We start from the raw sequence: 20,295 nt of genomic DNA on the forward strand, positions 1-20,295 counted from the left end.
ATTAATCCTTGGAAAAAATCTTTTTATTCGGCCTTCTTTTCATAATAAATGTCAATTTGCCCCCTTTTATGATATCTGCATGCTGAATAAACGGCTCGCTCAGCACTTCCCCATTGAGGAGCACTTTGCTCACATACACATTTTCCTCCGATTGATTTTGGGCTTCTACGGTAAATGTATTGCCATTTTCCAGGTTAATCGTCGCCTCTTCCACGAGAGGACTTCCCAAGGCATAATCCACCGATCCAGGCGCTACGGGATAAAAGCCCAATGCGCTGAACAGGTACCATGCACTCATCTGGCCGAAGTCATCGTTTCCTCCAAGCCCATCGGCACCGGTTTGGTACATGGCTCTCAGGATCATCCGAATTTTGTCCTGGGACTTCCAAGCCTGATCCGTCCAATTGTAAAGGTACACTACATGGTGTGACGGCTCGTTACCGTGCACGTAATTTCCGATAATGCCCTCCCGGGAAATGTCCTCGGTATTGGCAAAATACCTGTCAGGCAAATCCATACTGAAAAGGGAATCCAAATGCTCCACAAACCGCGTATCCCCTCCCATCATACCGATCATTTCCTTTGGTGCATGGGGTACATACAAGCTGTAGTTCCAGGCATTGCCTTCGATAAATCCCTGACCGTGGGTATCCAGCGGATCGAAACCTTGCTTCCAGTTCCCGTTCTTTAGCTTGGGACGCATAAAACCTGATTGGTGATCAAATACATTTTTATAGTTCCCTGCACGTTCGGCAAATTCCCCGGCAATATCTTCTCTTCCTATTTTCGTAGCCATCTGGGCGATGGCCCAATCGTCATAGGCATATTCCAGCGTTTTGGACACTGAAGCTCCACTCACGTCCTCGGGCACATAGCCCCTCTCCATATAAGCACCGATCCCATCAAAATAAGCGGTCTTAGCCGTGGTGACGGAAGCATTAAGGGCATGGTCCAGGTCGGAAGTCACCGTTCCTTTGACCACCGCATCGGCAATGACCGAGGCACTGTGATAGCCGATCATGCACCAGTTTTCATTGGCATAATGTGACCAGATCGGCAACATCGGATGGACACTTTGGTCAAAATGCGCCAACATCGATTTTACCATATCACGGTTTCTAGCTGGCTGCAGCACGTTAAACAGCGGATGCAAGGCCCGGTAGGTATCCCAGAGAGAAAAACTGGTATAATTGGTAAAACCTTCGGCCTCGTGTATATTCATGTCCAAGCCGCGGTATTTTCCGTCCACATCACCATAGACCGTTGGCCCCAAAAAGGCATGGTACATCGCCGTGTAGAAATTTACCTTATCTGTGTCCCGGATGGTGTTTACCTGCACCTTGTTCAGTTCTTTGTTCCAGCTGTCGACACCTGCTTGATGAATGGCATCGAAGTCCCACCCGGGGGTCTCTTCCTGCATGTTTTTGATGGCTCCTTCCGTACTCACGGGTGAAATGGCCAACTTGGCGATCAGCTCATCACCGTCCTCTAGGTCAAAATCAAAATATGCCCTGATCTTCCTTCCTGCGATTTCGGGAAAATTCTCTGATTCGTTAAATCGCCCCCAAAAACCTCGATAGGCCTGCTTATCATCATATTTTTGATTGCCATAATGGGCAATTGGCTTGTCAAAGGAGAGCGCAAAAAACACTTTCCTGGTCCTTGCCCAACCTGTGGTCTCACGAAATCCGGTAACCAGCGTATCATTCTCGACCCGCATAAAAGTCCAGACATTCTTATCTTCATAATTGTAAATTCCAGACATCAGGTCCAAGATCACATGGGCATCTTCGCCTCCAGAAAAGGTATACCGATGCACCCCTACCCTTGTGGTGGCGGTGAGTTCTGCGTTGATACCATAATCGTCCAGCTCCACTTGATAATAGGCCGGGGAAGCATTCTCACGATCATGGGAAAACCTCGAACGATATCCCGAGTCAGGATCAGCTTCTGTACCGGGATTAAGCTGTAAAGGCCCACTGGTAGGCATCATCAAAAAATCGCCCAAGTCAGAGTGCCCTGTCCCACTAAAATGGGTATGGCTAAAGCCAACAATCGTGGCATCATCATACTGGTAGCCGGCACAATAGCGATATACTTCTGGATTGTATCGCCCATTTACTTCGTAAGGAATCGTATCTGTATCAGGACTCAGCTGTACACTGCCAAACGGCACCGTCGCCCCTGGATAAGTATGCCCCATTTTGGCCGTTCCGATCATGGGATCCACGTATTGGCTAAGGTCTTCTTGCGCTTGGATGCTCCAAGCCATGATGCCCATAAGACTTGTTAATAGTATTTTTTTCATTGGGTTTCTATTCTTTAGGTAATAAAAAACACTGCAGTACTTAACATTAAGTAATGTAAAAGGCTATATATACTCTTTCTTCACAACCATAGGTACCCCCTAGCCCCCTAAAAGGGGGAAATTGCAAATGCTAGTCGACGACAAGTGTCCTTCTTAATCCGGGGGCTGAGCGGAGCCGAAGCCCTTTTTCGAAAGCCCCCCTTCGACATCCTCAAGCCACCAATCTGGAACAGCCTCGATAAGCTTAATGGAGTCAGAGACTCAAGGTGCCTTTCTCTGGCAGAACCCAGCACAACCGTAGGTACCCCCTAGCCCCCTAAAAGGGGGAATTTTTGAACGGTGATCGATGACCTAGCCACGGTATTAGCCCGAGGGCTGAGCGGAGCCGAAGCCCTATCGAAAGTCTCAAGACTCCCTACTCAAAACTCAACTCTCCTCTACCCGATACCCTTTCACACCATAAAATACGATATAAAGATAACAGGCCAAAGGCACAATAAAGGATAGCTGGACACTTCCTGTCAAATCAGCCATCAACCCTTGCAATAGCGGCACAATTGCGCCACCTACTATCGCCATCACGAGCAATGAGGAGGCCTGCGCCGTATACTTCCCAAGGCCCTTGATCGCCAATGAGAAGATAGTTGGGAACATGATAGAGTTGAACAATCCCAGGGCTACGATGGACCAAAGGGCTAATTGTCCAGCCGTCAATATGCCAATGATCAGCAATGCGATTCCTGTAATGCCAAAGAGCCAAAGGGTACGGTTTGGGATAAATTGGCCAATGATGATCACCAAAATATTCAAGGCGATAAAAGCCAGTGCATAAAGCGCCATTTCCCCGCCATACACGTAGTGAATGGTCAGGTACGAAATCGCCGTGATGCCACCAATGATCAAGAACCGGTTAAGGTTCTTTTTGAAATCGGCTAATGCTACAGCACCAAAAAACCTTCCTACCATGGCTCCTCCCCAAAAAAGGGCCAAATAATGGCTGGCTTCTGCTTCGTCCAATCCGGCAATTTCCGGCAGCCGTGCGAAGTTGATCAAATTACTTCCCACCGTTACTTCACCACCTACATAGGCAAAAATCGCCCCTATTCCCAAAAACAAGTGCCGATGTTTCAGGGCACCACTGTCTGAGATAATTACTCCTTGGGAGCCGATTTCGGGCAACTTGAACAGCTTAAAGATCAAGGCTATCAGCAACAAGGTAACCGCCAAGGCCACATAGGGCATTTTTACCGAATCCGCGCTAATCTCCACTTCCCCGATCGTCCCAAAAATCAGGTAACCGCCGATCAAAGGAGCAATGGTGGTGCCCAATGAGTTAAATGCCTGTGTCATGTTCAATCGGCTGGAAGCACCAGAAGGCTTCCCCAAAATGGTCACATAGGGATTGGCAGCGATCTGCAAAATGGTAATCCCTGAAGCCAACACAAACAAGGCAAACAGGAAAAACCCAAAACTCACCAGACTGGCAGCTGGATAGAAAAACAGACAGCCCACTGCGGAAATCACCAAACCAAGGATAATCCCGTTCTTGTAGCCTATCCTCCCAATCGGATCCCCCTTGGTAATGGAAATCAAGTAATACCCAAGGGAAATAAAGAAGTATGCCCCAAAAAAAGCCGTCTGGATCAGCATGGCCTGCCAGTTTTGCAAGGTGAATACTTGCTGTAGATGGGGAATCAAAATATCGTTCATGCAGGTGATAAATCCCCACATAAAAAACAACATGGTGACCAAAAACAATGGCCCCATATATTGCTGACCGGAATCGAATTCTACGTTGTGATCTTCGGTCTCTTTTGAAACGCTAACTGATGCCATGGGCTTATTAGTTATTGGGTTGAATGGTAAATTAAGTTATTGGGACACAGTTTGATGTTTAGTCAATAGTCCACAGACTCGCTGGTAAGGATTTGCAATCCTAACTATCCATTAGCAGGGTCATATAATCCACTAGCTGTTCGGGATTTGCAATCCGGAACATCCGATAACAGGGAATTGCAATCCCATATTTAATATCTACTTATAATCTTCCTTTTGGACCTTCCAGCTACATGCCGCGCCGATCAGCGCCGCTTGCTCTCCCAGTTCGGTAATTCTGATAGGCGTAGCCAAGCCAGCACGGTCAAGCTTTTCCTTTACAACGGGCAAAAAAAGCGCTTCAGCTTTTGAAATATTCCCCCCAAGTACAATGACCTGAGGGGATTCTTTTTTGATAAAGCCTATGAGAAATCGGGCTAGGTTTTCACCAAATTCCCTGAAAATACCTGCTGCATATGCTTTGTTTTCTTCCTCTAAAGTCAGCTCTCTGACTTCGGCTATTGCCTTACCGGTTTGCTTCCGATAAGCCTCCACAAACCATCTTGTGGAGACATAGTCCTCCACGATACTCCCTTGGAATGGACTGCACCATAAAGCGGCATCTTCTGCAAATTCCCCATGATACCGTGAACTTCCCAGTCCCGTCCCAAGTGTCAGGCCAATGGCATGGTCAAATGATCGGGCGGCACCACTGGCCACTTCTCCCTGAAGAAAACAGGCAGCGTCATTTTCGAAGTGAATGCTTTCCGAATCACAGCCTAGCGCTTCTGCAAGCACCTTTTTCACTTCCAAGCCATACAAGGAGGTGTATTTCCCTTGCTGCTCGATCAGTGATATCCCATTGGGGTAATCAAACGGCCCCGGCATGGCGATGCCAACCTTAAGGTGCTGCAGGGAATATCCCGGAATAGCTTCTATGGCCCTTTTCCATTCATCGATAATAGAGACAGCGCTACCGGAAGAATCCACCTCCCTTCTTACCAAAGAGGCCTCATCCAACACATTGGTATCAAGGTCCACCAGTCCTGCGGTAATGTGAGACCCACCGATATCTACTCCTACTACATTTCTTTTGTTCATCTGTGATCGTTGCTCTTGTAGTGATCTGCCTTTTATTCGTTAGAGAGTGAAAAAGGAACGTCACCTTTTTTAGTACCTCGCTTTTTATTGGGAGTGGCGGACATATCGAAGTCCAGCTGGGCACCCTTCATCAGCTCCTTGTGGCTTAGCCAGTTCTTCGAGTAGCTTTTTCCGTTTACCTTCAGCCCGTCTATGTACCGGTTTTTTGCGCTGTTATCCGGAGCATTGATCACTACTTCCTCACCATTCTGAAGCGAAAGGGTCACCTTCTTAAACAGTGGCGCACCGATCACATACTCGTCCGTTCCTGGACATACGGGATAGAAGCCCAAGGCAGAAAACACATACCAAGCAGAAGTCTGCCCATTGTCCTCATCACCACAGTAGCCGTCTGGCGTAGGCATATACATGCGGTTCATGGTCTCTCTCACCCAGTGCTGGGTCTTCCAAGGCTCTCCTGCATAATTATAGAGGTAAATCATATGCTGGATGGGTTGGTTGCCATGGGCATATTGTCCCATATTGGCGATCTGCATCTCCCTGATCTCGTGGATCACCCCTCCATAGTAGCTGTCGTCAAATACCGGCGGCAAGGAAAAAACCTTATCCAATTGTCCTACAAATGCTGATTTTCCTCCCATGAGATCGATCAGCCCTTGTACATCATGGAAAACCGACCAGGTATAGTGCCAGCTGTTTCCTTCAGTAAAGGCATCTCCCCATTTGAAAGGGTTAAATGGCGCCATAAATTCACCATTCTCGTTCTTACCACGCATCAGCTTGGTTTCGGGATCATACAGCTTTTTGTAGTTCAGACTTCTTTGCTTGTACAGCTCAATTTCCTCTTTTGGCTTGTCCAAGGCTTTTGCCAATTGGTAGATGGTAAAGTCATCGTAGGCATATTCCAGCGTTCTCGCGGCATTCTCATTGATGCCTACATCGTAAGGCACATAGCCCAATTCTTTGTAGTATTCTGCCCCTGCACGCCCCACAGCGGTCAACGGACCAGCATTATTGGCGCCGTGAATCACGGCTTCATAAAGTGTCTCGATATCATAATCGTAGTCTCCTTCGTATTTCAGGAAAGCATCTGCCACTACGGAAGCAGAATTATTGCCCACCATCACATTCCGTAGACCGGGGCTGGCCCATTCTGGTAACCAACCACTCTCCTTGTAGGCATTGGCGAGGCCTTCCTGCATCTGAGCATTCAGCTCAGGATACATCAAGTTCAGGAAAGGAAACAATGAACGGAATGTGTCCCAAAAACCCGTGTCGGTAAACATATAACCCGGCAGCACTTCACCATTATAAGGGCTGTAGTGCACCACATTGCCATCGGCATCGTATTCAAAGAATTTTCTTGGAAACAATAGTGACCGGTATAGGCAAGAGTAAAAAGTCTCCATTTGGTCTTGGGTACCACCAGAGACGTCGATACGGCCGAGCTGCTCATCCCAGGTTTTTCTTCCTAGCTCTTTTAAGGCATCAAAGTCATGATTTCCGATTTCCTGTAGGTTGATAGCTGCTTGTTCATAGCTGATAAAAGACGAGGCCACTTTGGCATTCACCACTTCACCTTTTGCTGTCTTGAAGCCGATAACAGCTCCTGCGTGATCGGCGTCTGCTTCGAGTGCCTCCTGAAGGTTGCCGTCTTGGAAGGTCTTGGTAAAGGTGAACTCCTTATCAAATTCCACCACGAAATAATTGCGGAAATTATCCGGCACACCGCCGCTATTTCGCGTGGTATAACCGATAATTTTGTTTTCTGCTGGAAGGACCTTTACGTAAGACCCTTTGTCAAAAGCATCCAATACCACAAAGGCATCCTCCGTCTCAGGAAAGGTAAACCGGAATCGGGCGGCCCTTTCTGTGGGCGTGATCTCTGTGGTCACATCATGGTCTGCCAAGTATACACTGTAATAATACGGCGTCACGGTCTCCGCCTTATGGGAAAACCAGCTCTGGCGCTCTTCTTCTTTAAATTTGGGCTCACCCGTCACAGGCATGATCGAGAATTGCCCGTAATCATTCATCCACGGGGAGGGTTGGTGGGTTTGTTTGAACCCTTTGATTTTGGTAGCGTCGTACATGTAGGCCCATCCATCTCCCATTTTCCCCGTTTGGGGCGTCCAAAAATTCATCCCCCAAGGCATGGCAATAGCAGGATACACATTGCCATTGGATAAACTGTAATCCGAATCCGTACCCATCAGGGGCTTGGCATAGTCCACTGGATGGTCCACGTTCTCGACAAGATCAGACTGCCCATAAGCTACTACGGCCATGGTCATCATTGCCAAGGTGTTGGTCAAAAATTTCTTCATTGTATTGGTGATTGGTTATTTAGTTATTTGATTTTCTAGGGCAAACCGCCCATTACCTAGCCAAATAAGGGGAGCATCCATCGAACAATCATAAACCATCATTCAACAGAAACACTAGTAAATAATACTTCACGCCTTGTATTCAGTTCTTGTAATATTACAAATATATTATCTAAACATTAAAAAGCTAAACCCTTTTAGTTTTTATTTTCGATTAACTTATTAGGGTGATTGTAAAATTCACAAACTGATAAAATAGTTACTTTTCCATTATTAGGTAAAAAACCTAATAAAAGTATTTGATATTACGCTTTCTTGCCAGTAGATTTTATTTCTTACGGAACGTACAGAACACCCAGAATGAAATAAGGCTTTTCTGAAATTTCCGTGGTTTCTGTGAGCACCTATTTTATAGTCCTGTGATTACCGGCGTCATTGTGGATAGTTATTTAAAAATAACTGTTCATGGAAAGAGATTGTCATCAGGAGCTGTAGTCTTGGGTTACAGATCCTGAAGAGTAATCACCCGTAGCGGACAGCTCACCATTTGTAATTAAGGCTCGGGTATCCGTGGCCACATTCGGCAGCTCCTTGCTAACTAAAAAAAGCCACAGATGCACAGATGGTCGATGGACAGCGATGCTTGGTAGGCAATGTCCATCTTTTATCCGTGAATCCGTAGCTTTACTTTTTTATATAACCTTAATTTCTACCCGTTTACTGGCTATAGCCAGGGTTTTGGGTGAGATTGGGATTCAATGCCGTTTGGACATGAGGAATGGGGAACAACTCCCTATTGGGGTCGTTAGTAGCCTCATGATCCCACCAGCTTCCCTGTGTAAATTCTCCAAAACGGATCAAATCTGTCCTTCTCTTGCCCTCAAAAATAAACTCCCGGCCACGTTCAGCAAGCAGTTCTTCCAAGGTCAGCGTAGAAGTGGTGTACATTGCGTCTGCCCAATCGGCCTCTGTAAATGCCCGCTGTCTGCTGGCATTGATCAGGTCCACGGCCTCTTGCGTGGCAGTACCACCATTTTGGCGCATAATTGCCTCCGCTTTGTTGAAATACAGCTCCGTTAGCCGGTAGATGATGTAGTCATTTTCCCAGTAATTTTCATCATCCTTGGTACCTGAACGGTATTTATTGAAGCGGGCACCACTGTTTTCTTCTCCTTCGGTCATACTGCCTTCACCCGTAGCGCCTTCACTGTTTCTACGGATGGTATTCACATATTCCAATGGCTGGCCATCATACTCCTCTGTACCAAGTACAGGTTCGTTGGTCCCATACTTATATTGTGTACCGAAGAGGAACCACTCCTGTTTTCTCAGGTCATTTTCCTGATAGGCATCAAAGGCAGAAGGAATCACCACGAAAGCATTCCAGCCACTGAAAGTAACATCCCACACTTCAGACATATTGGTATAGCCTACATAAAAACCTCCCCAGTTAAATTCAAAACCGCCTTTTCGGCTAAAAGCAAACTGGAAGATATTTTCTGGTGAGGTATGATTGGTATTACCAAATGGCCCAAGGATATCAGGGTCCAGTGCCATAGTACCGGTGAGGCTTCCCCCTTCTCCATCGATCACCTTATCACTGTACTCGATAGATTTGTCATACATGGCAGTACCCGTCCATTTTTCAGCATTCAGATAGAGCTCAGAGAGCATGCTATACCCGGCTGCTTTGGACACCCTGCCCACCATCTCTTGCGACAGCTGCTGCAACAGTTCCACATTGTCCAACAACTCCTGCTCCACAAAAGCAAAGACCTCTTGCCTGGTGGCCGTTGGTGGATTTATGGGCTCTCCCACCGTGGTTACGATAGGCACATTGCCCCACATGTCCATTATTTTCAGATAATGATACGCATGCATAACCCTTAGCTCTGCTAAAATGGACGCTTTATCGTCCGACGTCATTCCTATGCTTTCAAAATCAAGCTCTTCCAAATCCGCAATTACTGAGTTCACATAGCCTAATCCTTCCCACATCAATGCCCATGAACCTCTCAACCTTGGCTCTTGTGAGGTCCAGGTGTGATAATGCATCCGGATATGATCTCCTCCATCATATCCATGACGGCCTTTCTGAGGCCAAGCTACTTGATCTGCGGCCATTTCACCGTGATAATAGTACCCGCTCTGCCCGGTAGGCGCTAACCAGGCCTGCATATGGGTAAACGGCCGAAGCACTCCTTCCATCACCTCTGTTTCATTGCTATAGAAGCTGTCTTTTGTTAGTTCATTGTAGACAGTTTCATCCAAATCCATACAGGATACCGTTCCCAATATCGCTGCAGGAGCAAGTATTCCTACTATTTTATTGATGTATTTTTTCATGATTTCCTCGCTTTAAAATCCAACTTTTAGACCCAACGCAAATGATTTTGTTCGAGGGTAAAATCCCCTACCATCTATACCGGTGTTCAGACCAACATCTTGTAACTCAGGATCTATACCAGAATAGCTGGTAATCGTCAACAAGTTTCTCCCTGTAGCGTACACCCTCAGGTTCCTGAAATACTGACTGTTCAGTTCAAAATTATAACCCAATGTTATATTATCCAGCTTCACAAAACTGCCGTTTTCCAAATAGTAATCTGAATACTGCGGATCGTCATCGAGGTCGGCGTGGGTAGTGATCGCACTTTCTAACAGGTTATTTGGTAGCCATTTCATGTTACCGAAATACATCTCTTTGGTGTTTAGAATATCAAATCCAAATTTCCCCCTGAAGAATATGGAAAGGTCAAAATTCTTATACGTAAACGTATTGTTCAATGAAGCCATATACTTCGGAACACCGTTACCGATGACCGTAAGGTCCTCTGTGGTCATGTCCCCTGCTTCACCAATCGAACCATCTGCTTTGTAAAATTGCCACTTGCCATCTTCGGAAAATCCTGCAAACCGCTTCCCATAAAAGTTCCCGATAGGGCCGCCATCTTCTATCCTAATGGCATTCCCAAGATTTCCGGGACTTGGCAAACCTCCTTCTTCAATCCATGAAATCGTAAAGACATCATTGGAAAGTGACGTCACTTTGTTTCGTTGCGTATTGGCAGTAAGATCAGCTCTCCAGCTAAAGTCAGTATTCTTTATTATGGTAGAAGTCAGGTAAAGCTCAATCCCTCTATTGTTGATACTACCAACGTTTGTCAAAAGTTTATCCTTGGCATATGCTGGCTGTTGGGAGGTGTATTCATAAAGTAAATCTACCGTTTCCCTATTGTACAAATCCAGGGAACCTCCTAGTTTATTATTGAACAATAAAAAGTCAAACCCTAAATTCCACTCTTTCTTCTTTTCCCATCTCAAGTCGGGGTTCGGGTTCCTTGACAAACCGTAAGTTTGATAATAAATCCCTTCCTGAGGATATACCCCTCCTTCAGAAAGCGTGATCAACGATTGATAATTATCTATTCCTTGGTTTCCGGTAACCCCATAGCCCAATCTTACTTTTAAGTTATTTACCGCTGAACTGTTAGCGAGGAAACTCTCTTTGGTCAATTCCCAACCTACGGATACCGCTGGGAAATTTCCCCACTTATGGTTGGCACCAAACCGAGAAGAACCTTCTCTTCTTAAGGTCGCTTGCACAAAATACTTTTCTTGGAATGCATAACTCGCTCTTGCAAAAAAGGCTATCAAGGTATTGTCTTCTTTGAAACTATCCATCCCTGGACGAGGAAGTTGTGTATTGTTAATAGCACTACCTGCGCTCAGGTTCCAGTCAAGAAAGCCATCCGTCGTAAAACCATTATTGTTAACATTGAACTCTTCTGTCGTAAAGTACTGGTAACTGTAACCAACGATGGCATCGAGCGAATGATCGGTATTGAAGATCTTCTTATAGTTTAGGGTACCTTCAAAGGTATTGGACCAATCCAAGTGGTTGAACTTAGAAGCATAGCCCATCCCTTGGTATTCAGATGTGGGACGGTTGGCGAAGTCATTCATCGACTGGTAATACCGGTCATTGTAATTGTTCCGGATATATGCACCAAAAGCGGAAGCTTTCAGCCCATCGATGATTTCATATGTCAACCTCATATCCCCGAGAAGGTAGACTTGTTCCGTTCATCGACCCGATTGGCATAGCGGGAAAGGGGATTGTAATTGTTATAGGCTTGCGTCTCTACATATGATCCATCAGGGTTAAAAATCGGAGCTGTGGGGTTTCGCTGAATGGCCTGCTCAAAGTCCCCACCTTGTCCACCTAGCCTGTTGGCATCACTGAAGTTGACCGCCAGATTGGATGCCAAGGTAAGTTTGTCCTGAAATCCCGTCTGACTAAAGCTAACCCGGCCACCAAATTGTTTGTTGCTGTTTTCCTGCGCAATTCCCTCGGCACCATTATAATAAAACGAAGCCCTGTAAGTGGAATTTTCGCCACCACCTGACGCAGCAAAATTATGGTACTGGCTAAGGTTCTGTTTGTTCAGCAATCGATCATACAAGTCTGTGGAGCTACCAAGGTCATTACCTTCGTCGATCAAGCCTTGATCGATCAGGCCGCGATATTGGTCTGCTGTGAGGAAGTCTGGCTTCCTGTCCACATATTCCCGTTGGAAATAGGTCGAATAATCAAACCGCGATTGTCCTGCTTTCCCTTTTTTGGTGGTAATGAGAATTACCCCGGCATTGCCTCGGGTACCATAGATGGCCGCAGCAGAACCGTCCTTCAGTACATCAAAGGAAGCAATATCATCCTGCTGAAGCAGGTCCAAACTTCCCCCGGGGATACCATCGATAACAATCAATGGACTGGTCGTGCCCACTAAAGAGGTCAAACCCCTCAACTGGATATCTGTGGTTCCATTGGGGTTGTTTCCTTGGGGACGGTTGATGTTCAGGCCGGCCACCTTGCCTTGGATCAGCTCCATCGGTGAGCGCATACCACCCTGCACAAAGTCATCCTCCTCCACATTGGCCACCGCTGAAGTAATCTCCCGCTTTTTCTGTGAACCATAGCCGATCACCACAAATTCCTCCAAGGACTCGGTATTGGAAGTCAACTCCACATCAAGGGCCGACTGACTCCCCACTGGAACTTCCTGACTGGCCATCCCAATAAAGCTAAAGACCAAAACGGATTCATCGGAGGCTACGGTGATCTTATACTTGCCGTCCAGGTCTGTCACGGTACCATTGGTAGTACCTTTTTCTAAAATGGATACGCCCGGAAGGGGCTCACCGGATTCATCGGTCACGACACCGGTCACTTCCTTGGCTGTGTTTTTAAAAAACGAAACACCATCTGCGGCGCCCGCTTCACCTATTACAAAAACTGCTTCTTCCGCCTGTGTGACGGAGCTGATTGCTCCGGAGAATAGCATCATCAAAACGCCTCCTCTCAATGTGCGAAAGCCAATACTGCTGCCGCCGCTCCTGCGACCAACAGCTGGTAACTTTTCTTTCATTTAACTTTGGGTTTTTAGGTTAACAACTAATTTTTATCGATCTGCACCATCAATGAACATTTTGCATAAATGAACGGTAATAGTGCCTAAAAATATCTAATAAAGCTAAACCCTTTTAGTCAAAAAGAAAAGTCGATTTAGCACTACGTAGTCCCACTAGTTTTTTGGTTCAAAAAAACAACGTCCGAATACGAACAAAAAAAAGCGTTTTACAACCTGTAAAACTCAATTCATACATCAAGCCTAAAAATCCAATTTAATCTTTTTATAATTTTAAAAGGAAAGTGATCAACTTTAGCTATTGAAATAATACTTCCATTAATAGCCTATCTAAAAACCCCTTACTTTGTTATAAATGTGTAAAATCAGCCTATCCAACATACATTATTTAGTTTAAAAAATTTAGAAAGCCCAGTCCTACTAAGTAGTTAAAAAGACCAAGAAGCATTAGTTTATATAAAAAATATTATTTTGGATATTTATAAATTAAAAAAATCAAAAAAAGCAACTAATCCCCATATCAAACATTCCAGCATGTCCCACATTAAAAACACCAAAGATAAATGAAAAAACGCAAGGAAATAGCCATGAAGCAGCGTCACAAAACTCTAGGAACCCAATACCTCATACTATCCCAAGAAAAGCTCCTTCATCTATATTGGAATAGCCACTCTTCACCTCAGCTCGATTAGAAAACCGTCTCCGTACAGTAGTCGGAACATGCACTACGAGCCTAGAAGCCAAAGGCAGGCCTGTCTGGAGCCAAAGGCAAGCTTGTTTAGAGCCAAACAGGGCTTAGAGGGAGATTTAAGGGGTGGAAGCCGTGGCAGATCGCCGCAGCGAGTTACCACACCCTTTTCCAACCCACATCCTCCTAAAAAGGGCCCGCCTGGGCAGACAGGTTAGTAATGACGGTTTTAATACTAAAAATAAATCGAGCTCAGGTTCCTAGTACTCATTTCACTGTTTTATTCGTGGATTCTCGTCCTTTCAGTGATGCTTGTAATATTATCTTGCTGGGTTCTCTTTTATCTTGCTCGGTATTGATCATCTTTAACATAGACTGTATGAGGCTTTGTGCAATTTCCTCCTTCGGCTGTTCAATACTAGAAACCGATGGTGTATTGAATTTAAAAAACTCGTTGTCATCAAAGGCTATAACCTGAAGGTCGTCAGGTATCTTTATTTTTAATTGCTTCACCACCTGCATGCCTTTCATTGCCAGGTAATTGGTAGCATAAAAAACAGCCTCCAAGCCCTGATTGGTCTCAAAGTAAGCCTTCATTACTGCCTCTGTTTCTTGAGAAGAATAGGTATCATAGGGAATTTCCAAAATTCTCTCTTCCAGCCCATGTTGTTTACACATTTGTATATAAGCTTCTCTCCTGTTATGCATCTGGGATTGGTCTGAATCAATGGTCACAAAACCAATGTTTTTTAAGCCATTTTCCAAGAACAAATCCAGCCCTTGCTTAGCCCCTTGGAAGTTATCGATCACCACATAACTACAATCTACCTCCGGCAAGTACCGGTCAAAAAGAATCAGTGGATTCCTGTCCTTGGACAACTCGGTCAAAAATCCAGCATCCATCCCTACTGGCGGAGTAAGGATATACCCATCCACTTGTAGGTCCCTAAACATACTGATCAAGCCCATGGTCTTGACCGGATCGTTATTGGTGCTGGAATAAATGATCTTATAGCCATCCTTAAAGGCACGGTCCTCGATCATCTTGGCGATGGTCGCAAAAAATGGATTGGAAATATCCTCTACCATAAACACGATGATATTGGATTTTCCCGTCCTGAGGCTCTTGGCCAGTTGACTTGGCTGGTAACCGATTTTCTTTACATAAGCCTGTACTTTATCGATCAGTTTTTGGCTGATCCTGTTTTCCTGGGCTTTGCCATTCAAAACAAAGGAAACTGTGGTTACTGAAATATTCAGCTCCTTCGCAATGGCTTTTATGGAATGTTTCTTTTTCTGCATTCTTAGTGGTTATACGAAAACTATCTAACTTTTTTAAGTGCTAATGAAATTTGATAAATACCAAATATAGTTGTTTTTAAACAATATAATAGCGAACAACTCGGACGGAATCAAGCCTGATGTACATTTCAAACTCGAAATCAACGCCGAATGGTTGGTGTATATTTGGTTTCTCTGGTTCTATTTGATTGACAGTGGGCAACTATTTCTCTTCCTCAGTTCCCGCGTATTTTATTTCCTACCGCCCAACACCTGTTAGGCGCACCCATTTTGTACAGGTTTTAAAACGATCATAGATAAAAACCATAATTCTTTCAATGACCGAACTGAAAAACCTTCTTAATTAAACGGTATTGAAATCGAGTTAAAAGGTTTTAGATAATGGAATATAAGGTTTTCAAAAATTGGATGAAAATTTTCAATAGAATTTCACCCAACAAAAAAGGCTGCCCTATTTCGAGGACAACCTTTTCGATTGGTGCTAGTTCATCGCAACTTATTCTATTAATTCCCTGGATCCCACCATATAGTGGTCGTCCAAGTATCTCCTCCCATATTGGAAATGGCATCACTTAAGTTTTGGGAATTGGTCGTCCCTTCAGAGGATGGATAAACCTGCCTCCGGGGAATTTCTCCATTAGAGAAGTTTCCGGTATAATTAACCGGGGTTAGCACAGGGTAACCGGAGCGTTTCCAGTTGTTCCAAGACTCCACAAAATTGGCCAAGAGTCCGGTAGTGGCCCAGATCTGTTCATTGATCATTTCCATGGCGGTCTGTGGTGAGCTCATATCCAATGGATGAGCAGCCACATAGGCATTCGCATCAGCACTGGAGACAGTGCCTCCACCGAATTTGCCAATGGTGGTCATGGCTCCCAACACACCTGCCTCATAATGTTCTGCTGCTGTTCCCGGGACATTATAACCCCGTACCGCCGCTTCTGCCAGTAATAGCTGAACCTCCGCATAGGTGAGGAAGAAAATCGGCGCATCCCTATCCCGATAGATCCCCGTCGGTCGGGAATAATTGCCGATAGGCGCCATATCATCCCCTTCTCCGGTACTACCCGGGTAGTTTGGCTCCTTTCCAATATCAGTAGTTTGTCCTTTGAGGTCATAGCCATTGGGCATTCCGATCTGCACAGCTGGGTCATTGTTTCCGACCACATTTCCATTTTTATTAGCAGCTAATCCTGCCGGAGGCACTTCTGCGATTACAGGCAATCGCGGATCGTCCGTAGCTTGTAGAAAATCGATCATTGTCTTTGACCAGCGTACTTCATAGATGTCGTCCTGTACATTCAGGGCATTTGCGCTGGAGTTGGCATAGCCGTTGTTCTGATCAGAAAACATCAGCGCTTCATCAGCATCCGAGGCAAAGACTCCACCAGCAACGGCTTTTTCCACATAGCTCTGGGCAGATGCAGGATCCACCTCCACCATCCGCATGGCCATTTTCAGCATCAGGGAATAACCGAATTTTTTCCATTGGGCAATATCCCCACCATAGATCACGTCGTTGGTGATTTCATCGGTACCAGTTCCCAAGGTATTGATGGCATTTTCCAGGTCAGCCAGCATGCTCATGTAGAGCACAGACTGCTGATCGTATTTGGGCTGTGTGAGTCCTTCCTGCCCCTGCAATGCCTCCGTATAAGGAATGTCACCATAAATATCCGCTACAAAAGACAATGTCAGGACTTTCATAATATCCCCGACGGCATTGAGGTTGGTATATCCCTTCTCCATGGCCAGCTGCTGCATCTGGTTGATCCTGGACGCTGCTTGATACCCTTGGTTCCATACGCCTTGGATATAGTTATTGGTGCTGCCAGAAATCACGTATTTATCGGCATTGGAGTAATAGTTGGCACCTCTCGTAGAAGTAGAAGCCAATACTTGCACCCACATGCTCTGAAAAAGGATCGAACCTGTATAGCCTGTCACCATGTTTCCATAATTATAGGACACCGTAGGCAAAATCAAATTCGGTTCAAAGAGATCGCCATCGGCTCGATTGGGGTCGGTGTTGATTTCTTCAAAATCACTATCACAGCCGGCAAAAGCCACAAACAAACCTACCAGCATAAAACTTATATATCTTTTCATGATCAATTCAATTTAAATTTAAGGTTGAATCCGTAGGATCTTGTACTTGGTAAACTGGTTCCTTCGATACCTGTATAGTTGATATTAGAGCCAAAAGAGGCCTCAGGATCGATATTCTCAGCATGACGCATCAGAATCGCCAAGTTTCTCGCCACCAAAGACACGTTCAGTCCTTTGATTACCGGTGTATTGGCAAACCATTTATCGGGCATGGAATACCCCAAGGTCAGCTGTCTCAACTTGATAAAATCGCCATCTATCACACTTGTACTTGTCACATTTTGGGCAAGTGCTTTATAATAATTCTCTGCCGTTGCGGTATTGCCGTTTGTGGTCACCCCTTCTTCTCTGCCCACCAAGGTGCTTTTATTTAGCCCTCTCCAAGTGGAATAATATTCCGTAGCAGACAGCACCTTGTTACCAAAGCTATAATCTATCAAGAACGAAAACGAGATGCCATTATAGCTAAACGTGTTGTTCCATCCGCCATAGAACGTCGGAAGCACAGACCCGTAGTTCTTTAATTCGCCTCTCATTGGCAATCCTGAATCATCCACCATGATGGTTCCATCCTCATTATAAGCATAATCATAGGCCCTGATCTGGGGACCAGACTCTCCTACTACAAAAGCCGTCACGGCATCTCCTAAGGTTGCTCTATTTTGGCCAAGGGTGATGGGGTTATTGTCAGGCCCGGTGCTGAGCACTTCGTTTTTCACACTGGTCATGTTAACAGAGGTATTCCAAGAGAATTTTTGTGTTTGCACAGGCACACCTGTTACCAAAACCTCCAGTCCTTTGTTGGACACCGAGCCGGTCGCCACCACCCCATTATTAAAACCGGAAGTGATGCTGTAGGTCGCATTCATGATCTCATCATGAGTGGTCTTGGTAAAGTACGCTATATCAAAGCTCAACCTGTTTTTAAAGAAACTCAAATCCATTCCGAGCTCAACTTCGTCCGTCGTGAAAGGCTTCAGGTCTTCATTTGGTAAAGAAAGTGGAGCTGATCCTGCGGGGACTCCGTTAAAGGCATTGGCAGAACTGTAATAGAACTTCGTCTGATAAGGCTGGGTAGGTTCTCCACTGGTCACTGCATAAGATGCCCTAAGCTTTCCAAAGTCCATCGCATCGATATTCAACAGGCGGTCAAATACAAACGCCAAGGTCACCGAAGGTGAAAAGATACTGTTATTTTCAGGGTTCAGTGTACTGTACACGTCATATCGTCCAGTAGTGGTCAAGGTCAAGAAATCCTTGTAGCCAAATCCCAATGAATAATAAGCGGAATGCACTTCTCTCTCTCGATAAACGAGGGAGTTATTATTGCCTCCCTCCGGAGTATAAGTCCTGTTAAAAATCTCCGTATTATAAGGAGAATACAAATAAGGCAGCACGAACCGACTACCACTTAACCCAATCGACTCGAATTTATTTTTCCGCATGTTCACCCCTGCCAAGGCATCTAACTCGATATCTTCTGTAAGGTCTACAGTGGCACCAAGAAGACCGTCAATATTAAGTTCAGCACGTGTCGATTGACCTCTTGCATTCAAAGCCCCTTGCATATCAGCTGTATAGGCCAATCCATAGGGCTCCACGGTGTTCACTTTATCATTGGACACGTCATTTCCCAACCGCACCATCGCATAGATATCAGGCGTGAAGCTATACTTGGCAGACAATGCGGAAATGGTCCGGTTTCTTTCAAGGTCATTGATTCCCTTTTCGGTAATAAAATACGGATTGGTCACATAAATATCATCACTGAATACTGTTTCTGCTCCTGTCTCAGGATTATAGCCTGGAGCAAAGATGTTGTGGTCGACATTGGGTGCCAAGAACAAGAAGTTGTTGGGATTTCTAGGGCCATCACTGAGGTGAGGAATATTGGTCGACAGCTGATTGACATAGTTTACCATGGCGGTAATGTTCAGCTTATCGGTAATATTCTGCTCCACATTTAAGTTGATGGTCTTCCTGTCCATTCCGCTGTTTGGCACGATGGCATTGGCATCTAGATTGGAAAAGGAAAGCCTAAACGCCCCGTCTTCCCCCAATCCCTTCGACACAGAAACGGTATTGGTAAAATTAGTACCTGTCCTGTAAAAATCGATATAATTTTCACTAGCAGGTGAATAAGGGTAGTTATTACCATCAAAGCCAATCACTTGGCTGCCATCCATCTGGGCTCCCCAGGCCGAGCGCCCCGTGGTCTGGGCATCACTGGCCGTAGTGGGCTTGAGTCCGCCAGTTCCTTGCCCATAGACGTTTTGGAAATCAGTAAAATCCACCGCCTGCTCAGTCATGAAGTTCATCGTGTAATCCAAGGACCATTCTCCTCCTTTTTTACCTGCTTTCGTGGTAATGAGGATTACGCCGTTAGAGGCTCGTGACCCATAAAGTGCCGAAGCTGCCTGTCCTTTCAGAACGGTCATGGACTCGATATCATCCGGACTGAGGTTACCGATACCATCGCCATTGTCACTACCACCCCACTGGCCAGCAGATCCTCTTTGGGTGTTGTCCATCGGAATACCATTGATCACATAAAGGGGAGACCCTGATCCACTGATGCTCGGAAGTCCCCGGAGGGTAATCTTTGAAGTCCCCCCTGGCCCACTGTTGGTACCTTTAACGACCAGCCCTGCTACCCGTCCAGCTAAGGAGTTGGCCACATTTGTTTCCCGGGCTTGATCCAAGGCTTCACTGCCCACTTCGGTAACCGAGTAACCAAGTTTCTCCTTTTCTTTACTGATCCCGAGCGCCGTTACGACCACTTCGCCCAGCTCTTCAGCATCTTGGGAAAGAGACACATCGATCGTATTTTTTCCTTTAACGGAATATTCTTGGCTCATATAACCTATAAATGAATACACCAAAATGGCATCTTCAGGAACATTGTTCAAGGTATATTGACCATCCAAATCAGTGGATGCACCTGTCGTGGTGCCTTTGATAAAGACATTGACTCCAGGAATTGGCTCTCCACTATCTGCATCAGTGACCGTACCAGTGATGGTTTTGGTCTGGGATGCACTCGTCATCGACTGGGTTTGGGCTATTAAAAATTGCCCTCCCACCAACACCATGAAAAACATGGTAAGTAAAATTTTTCTCATAAGAAAATAGGGTTTAGATTAAGCTTTAACCCGGAATATGCATAAACAGGGTTAAAACAGTTTTTAATTATTTACTCCAATGCACATGGCATTC

The 20,295-nt window shown here is 45.4% G+C and carries 10 protein-coding genes; all 10 read right to left on the bottom strand.

Annotation, left to right across the window (positions count from 1 at the left end; all coding sequences use genetic code 11):
• Nucleotide 1: 1 nt before the first annotated feature.
• The 10 genes from DN752_RS03025 to DN752_RS03065 all read right to left on the bottom strand — a co-directional run bounded on the left by DN752_RS03025 (nt 2) and on the right by DN752_RS03065 (nt 20,201).
• Nucleotides 2-2,308, bottom strand: coding sequence for a GH92 family glycosyl hydrolase (locus DN752_RS03025; protein WP_112782611.1), 2,307 nt, complete (start codon nt 2,306-2,308; stop codon nt 2-4).
• A 426-nt stretch (nt 2,309-2,734) separates the two neighbouring features.
• Nucleotides 2,735-4,144: a sugar MFS transporter gene (locus DN752_RS03030; protein ID WP_112782612.1), complete on the bottom strand. Its 1,410-nt coding sequence runs from the start codon at nt 4,142-4,144 to the stop codon at nt 2,735-2,737.
• A 198-nt stretch (nt 4,145-4,342) separates the two neighbouring features.
• Entirely contained in the window at nt 4,343-5,224 is an 882-nt protein-coding gene (locus DN752_RS03035) for an ROK family protein (RefSeq protein WP_112782613.1), read from the bottom strand.
• Nucleotides 5,225-5,256: 32 nt separating this feature from the next.
• On the bottom strand, nt 5,257-7,551 hold the full coding sequence (locus DN752_RS03040; protein ID WP_112782614.1) for a GH92 family glycosyl hydrolase: 2,295 nt from the start codon (nt 7,549-7,551) through the stop codon (nt 5,257-5,259).
• A 717-nt stretch (nt 7,552-8,268) separates the two neighbouring features.
• Entirely contained in the window at nt 8,269-9,897 is a 1,629-nt protein-coding gene (locus tag DN752_RS03045) for a RagB/SusD family nutrient uptake outer membrane protein (RefSeq protein ID WP_112782615.1), read from the bottom strand.
• Nucleotides 9,898-9,909: 12 nt separating this feature from the next.
• Complete coding sequence (locus tag DN752_RS24845) at nt 9,910-11,610, bottom strand: TonB-dependent receptor domain-containing protein (protein WP_245949440.1); 1,701 nt, start codon at nt 11,608-11,610, stop codon at nt 9,910-9,912.
• On the bottom strand, nt 11,607-12,980 hold the full coding sequence (locus DN752_RS24850; RefSeq protein ID WP_245949441.1) for a carboxypeptidase-like regulatory domain-containing protein: 1,374 nt from the start codon (nt 12,978-12,980) through the stop codon (nt 11,607-11,609). The genes DN752_RS24845 and DN752_RS24850 overlap by 4 nt, the downstream gene beginning before the upstream one ends.
• Nucleotides 12,981-13,935: 955 nt before the next feature.
• Complete coding sequence (locus DN752_RS03055; RefSeq protein WP_112782616.1) at nt 13,936-14,970, bottom strand: LacI family DNA-binding transcriptional regulator; 1,035 nt, start codon at nt 14,968-14,970, stop codon at nt 13,936-13,938.
• A 504-nt stretch (nt 14,971-15,474) separates the two neighbouring features.
• Entirely contained in the window at nt 15,475-17,079 is a 1,605-nt protein-coding gene (locus DN752_RS03060; protein WP_112782617.1) for a SusD/RagB family nutrient-binding outer membrane lipoprotein, read from the bottom strand.
• Nucleotides 17,080-17,081: 2 nt separating this feature from the next.
• A complete protein-coding gene (locus DN752_RS03065; RefSeq protein ID WP_112782618.1) occupies nt 17,082-20,201 on the bottom strand; it encodes a SusC/RagA family TonB-linked outer membrane protein in 3,120 nt (1,039 codons plus the stop codon).
• Nucleotides 20,202-20,295: the final 94 nt, after the last annotated feature.

The organism is Echinicola strongylocentroti (assembly GCF_003260975.1).
Classification (GTDB): Bacteria; Bacteroidota; Bacteroidia; order Cytophagales; family Cyclobacteriaceae; genus Echinicola; species Echinicola strongylocentroti.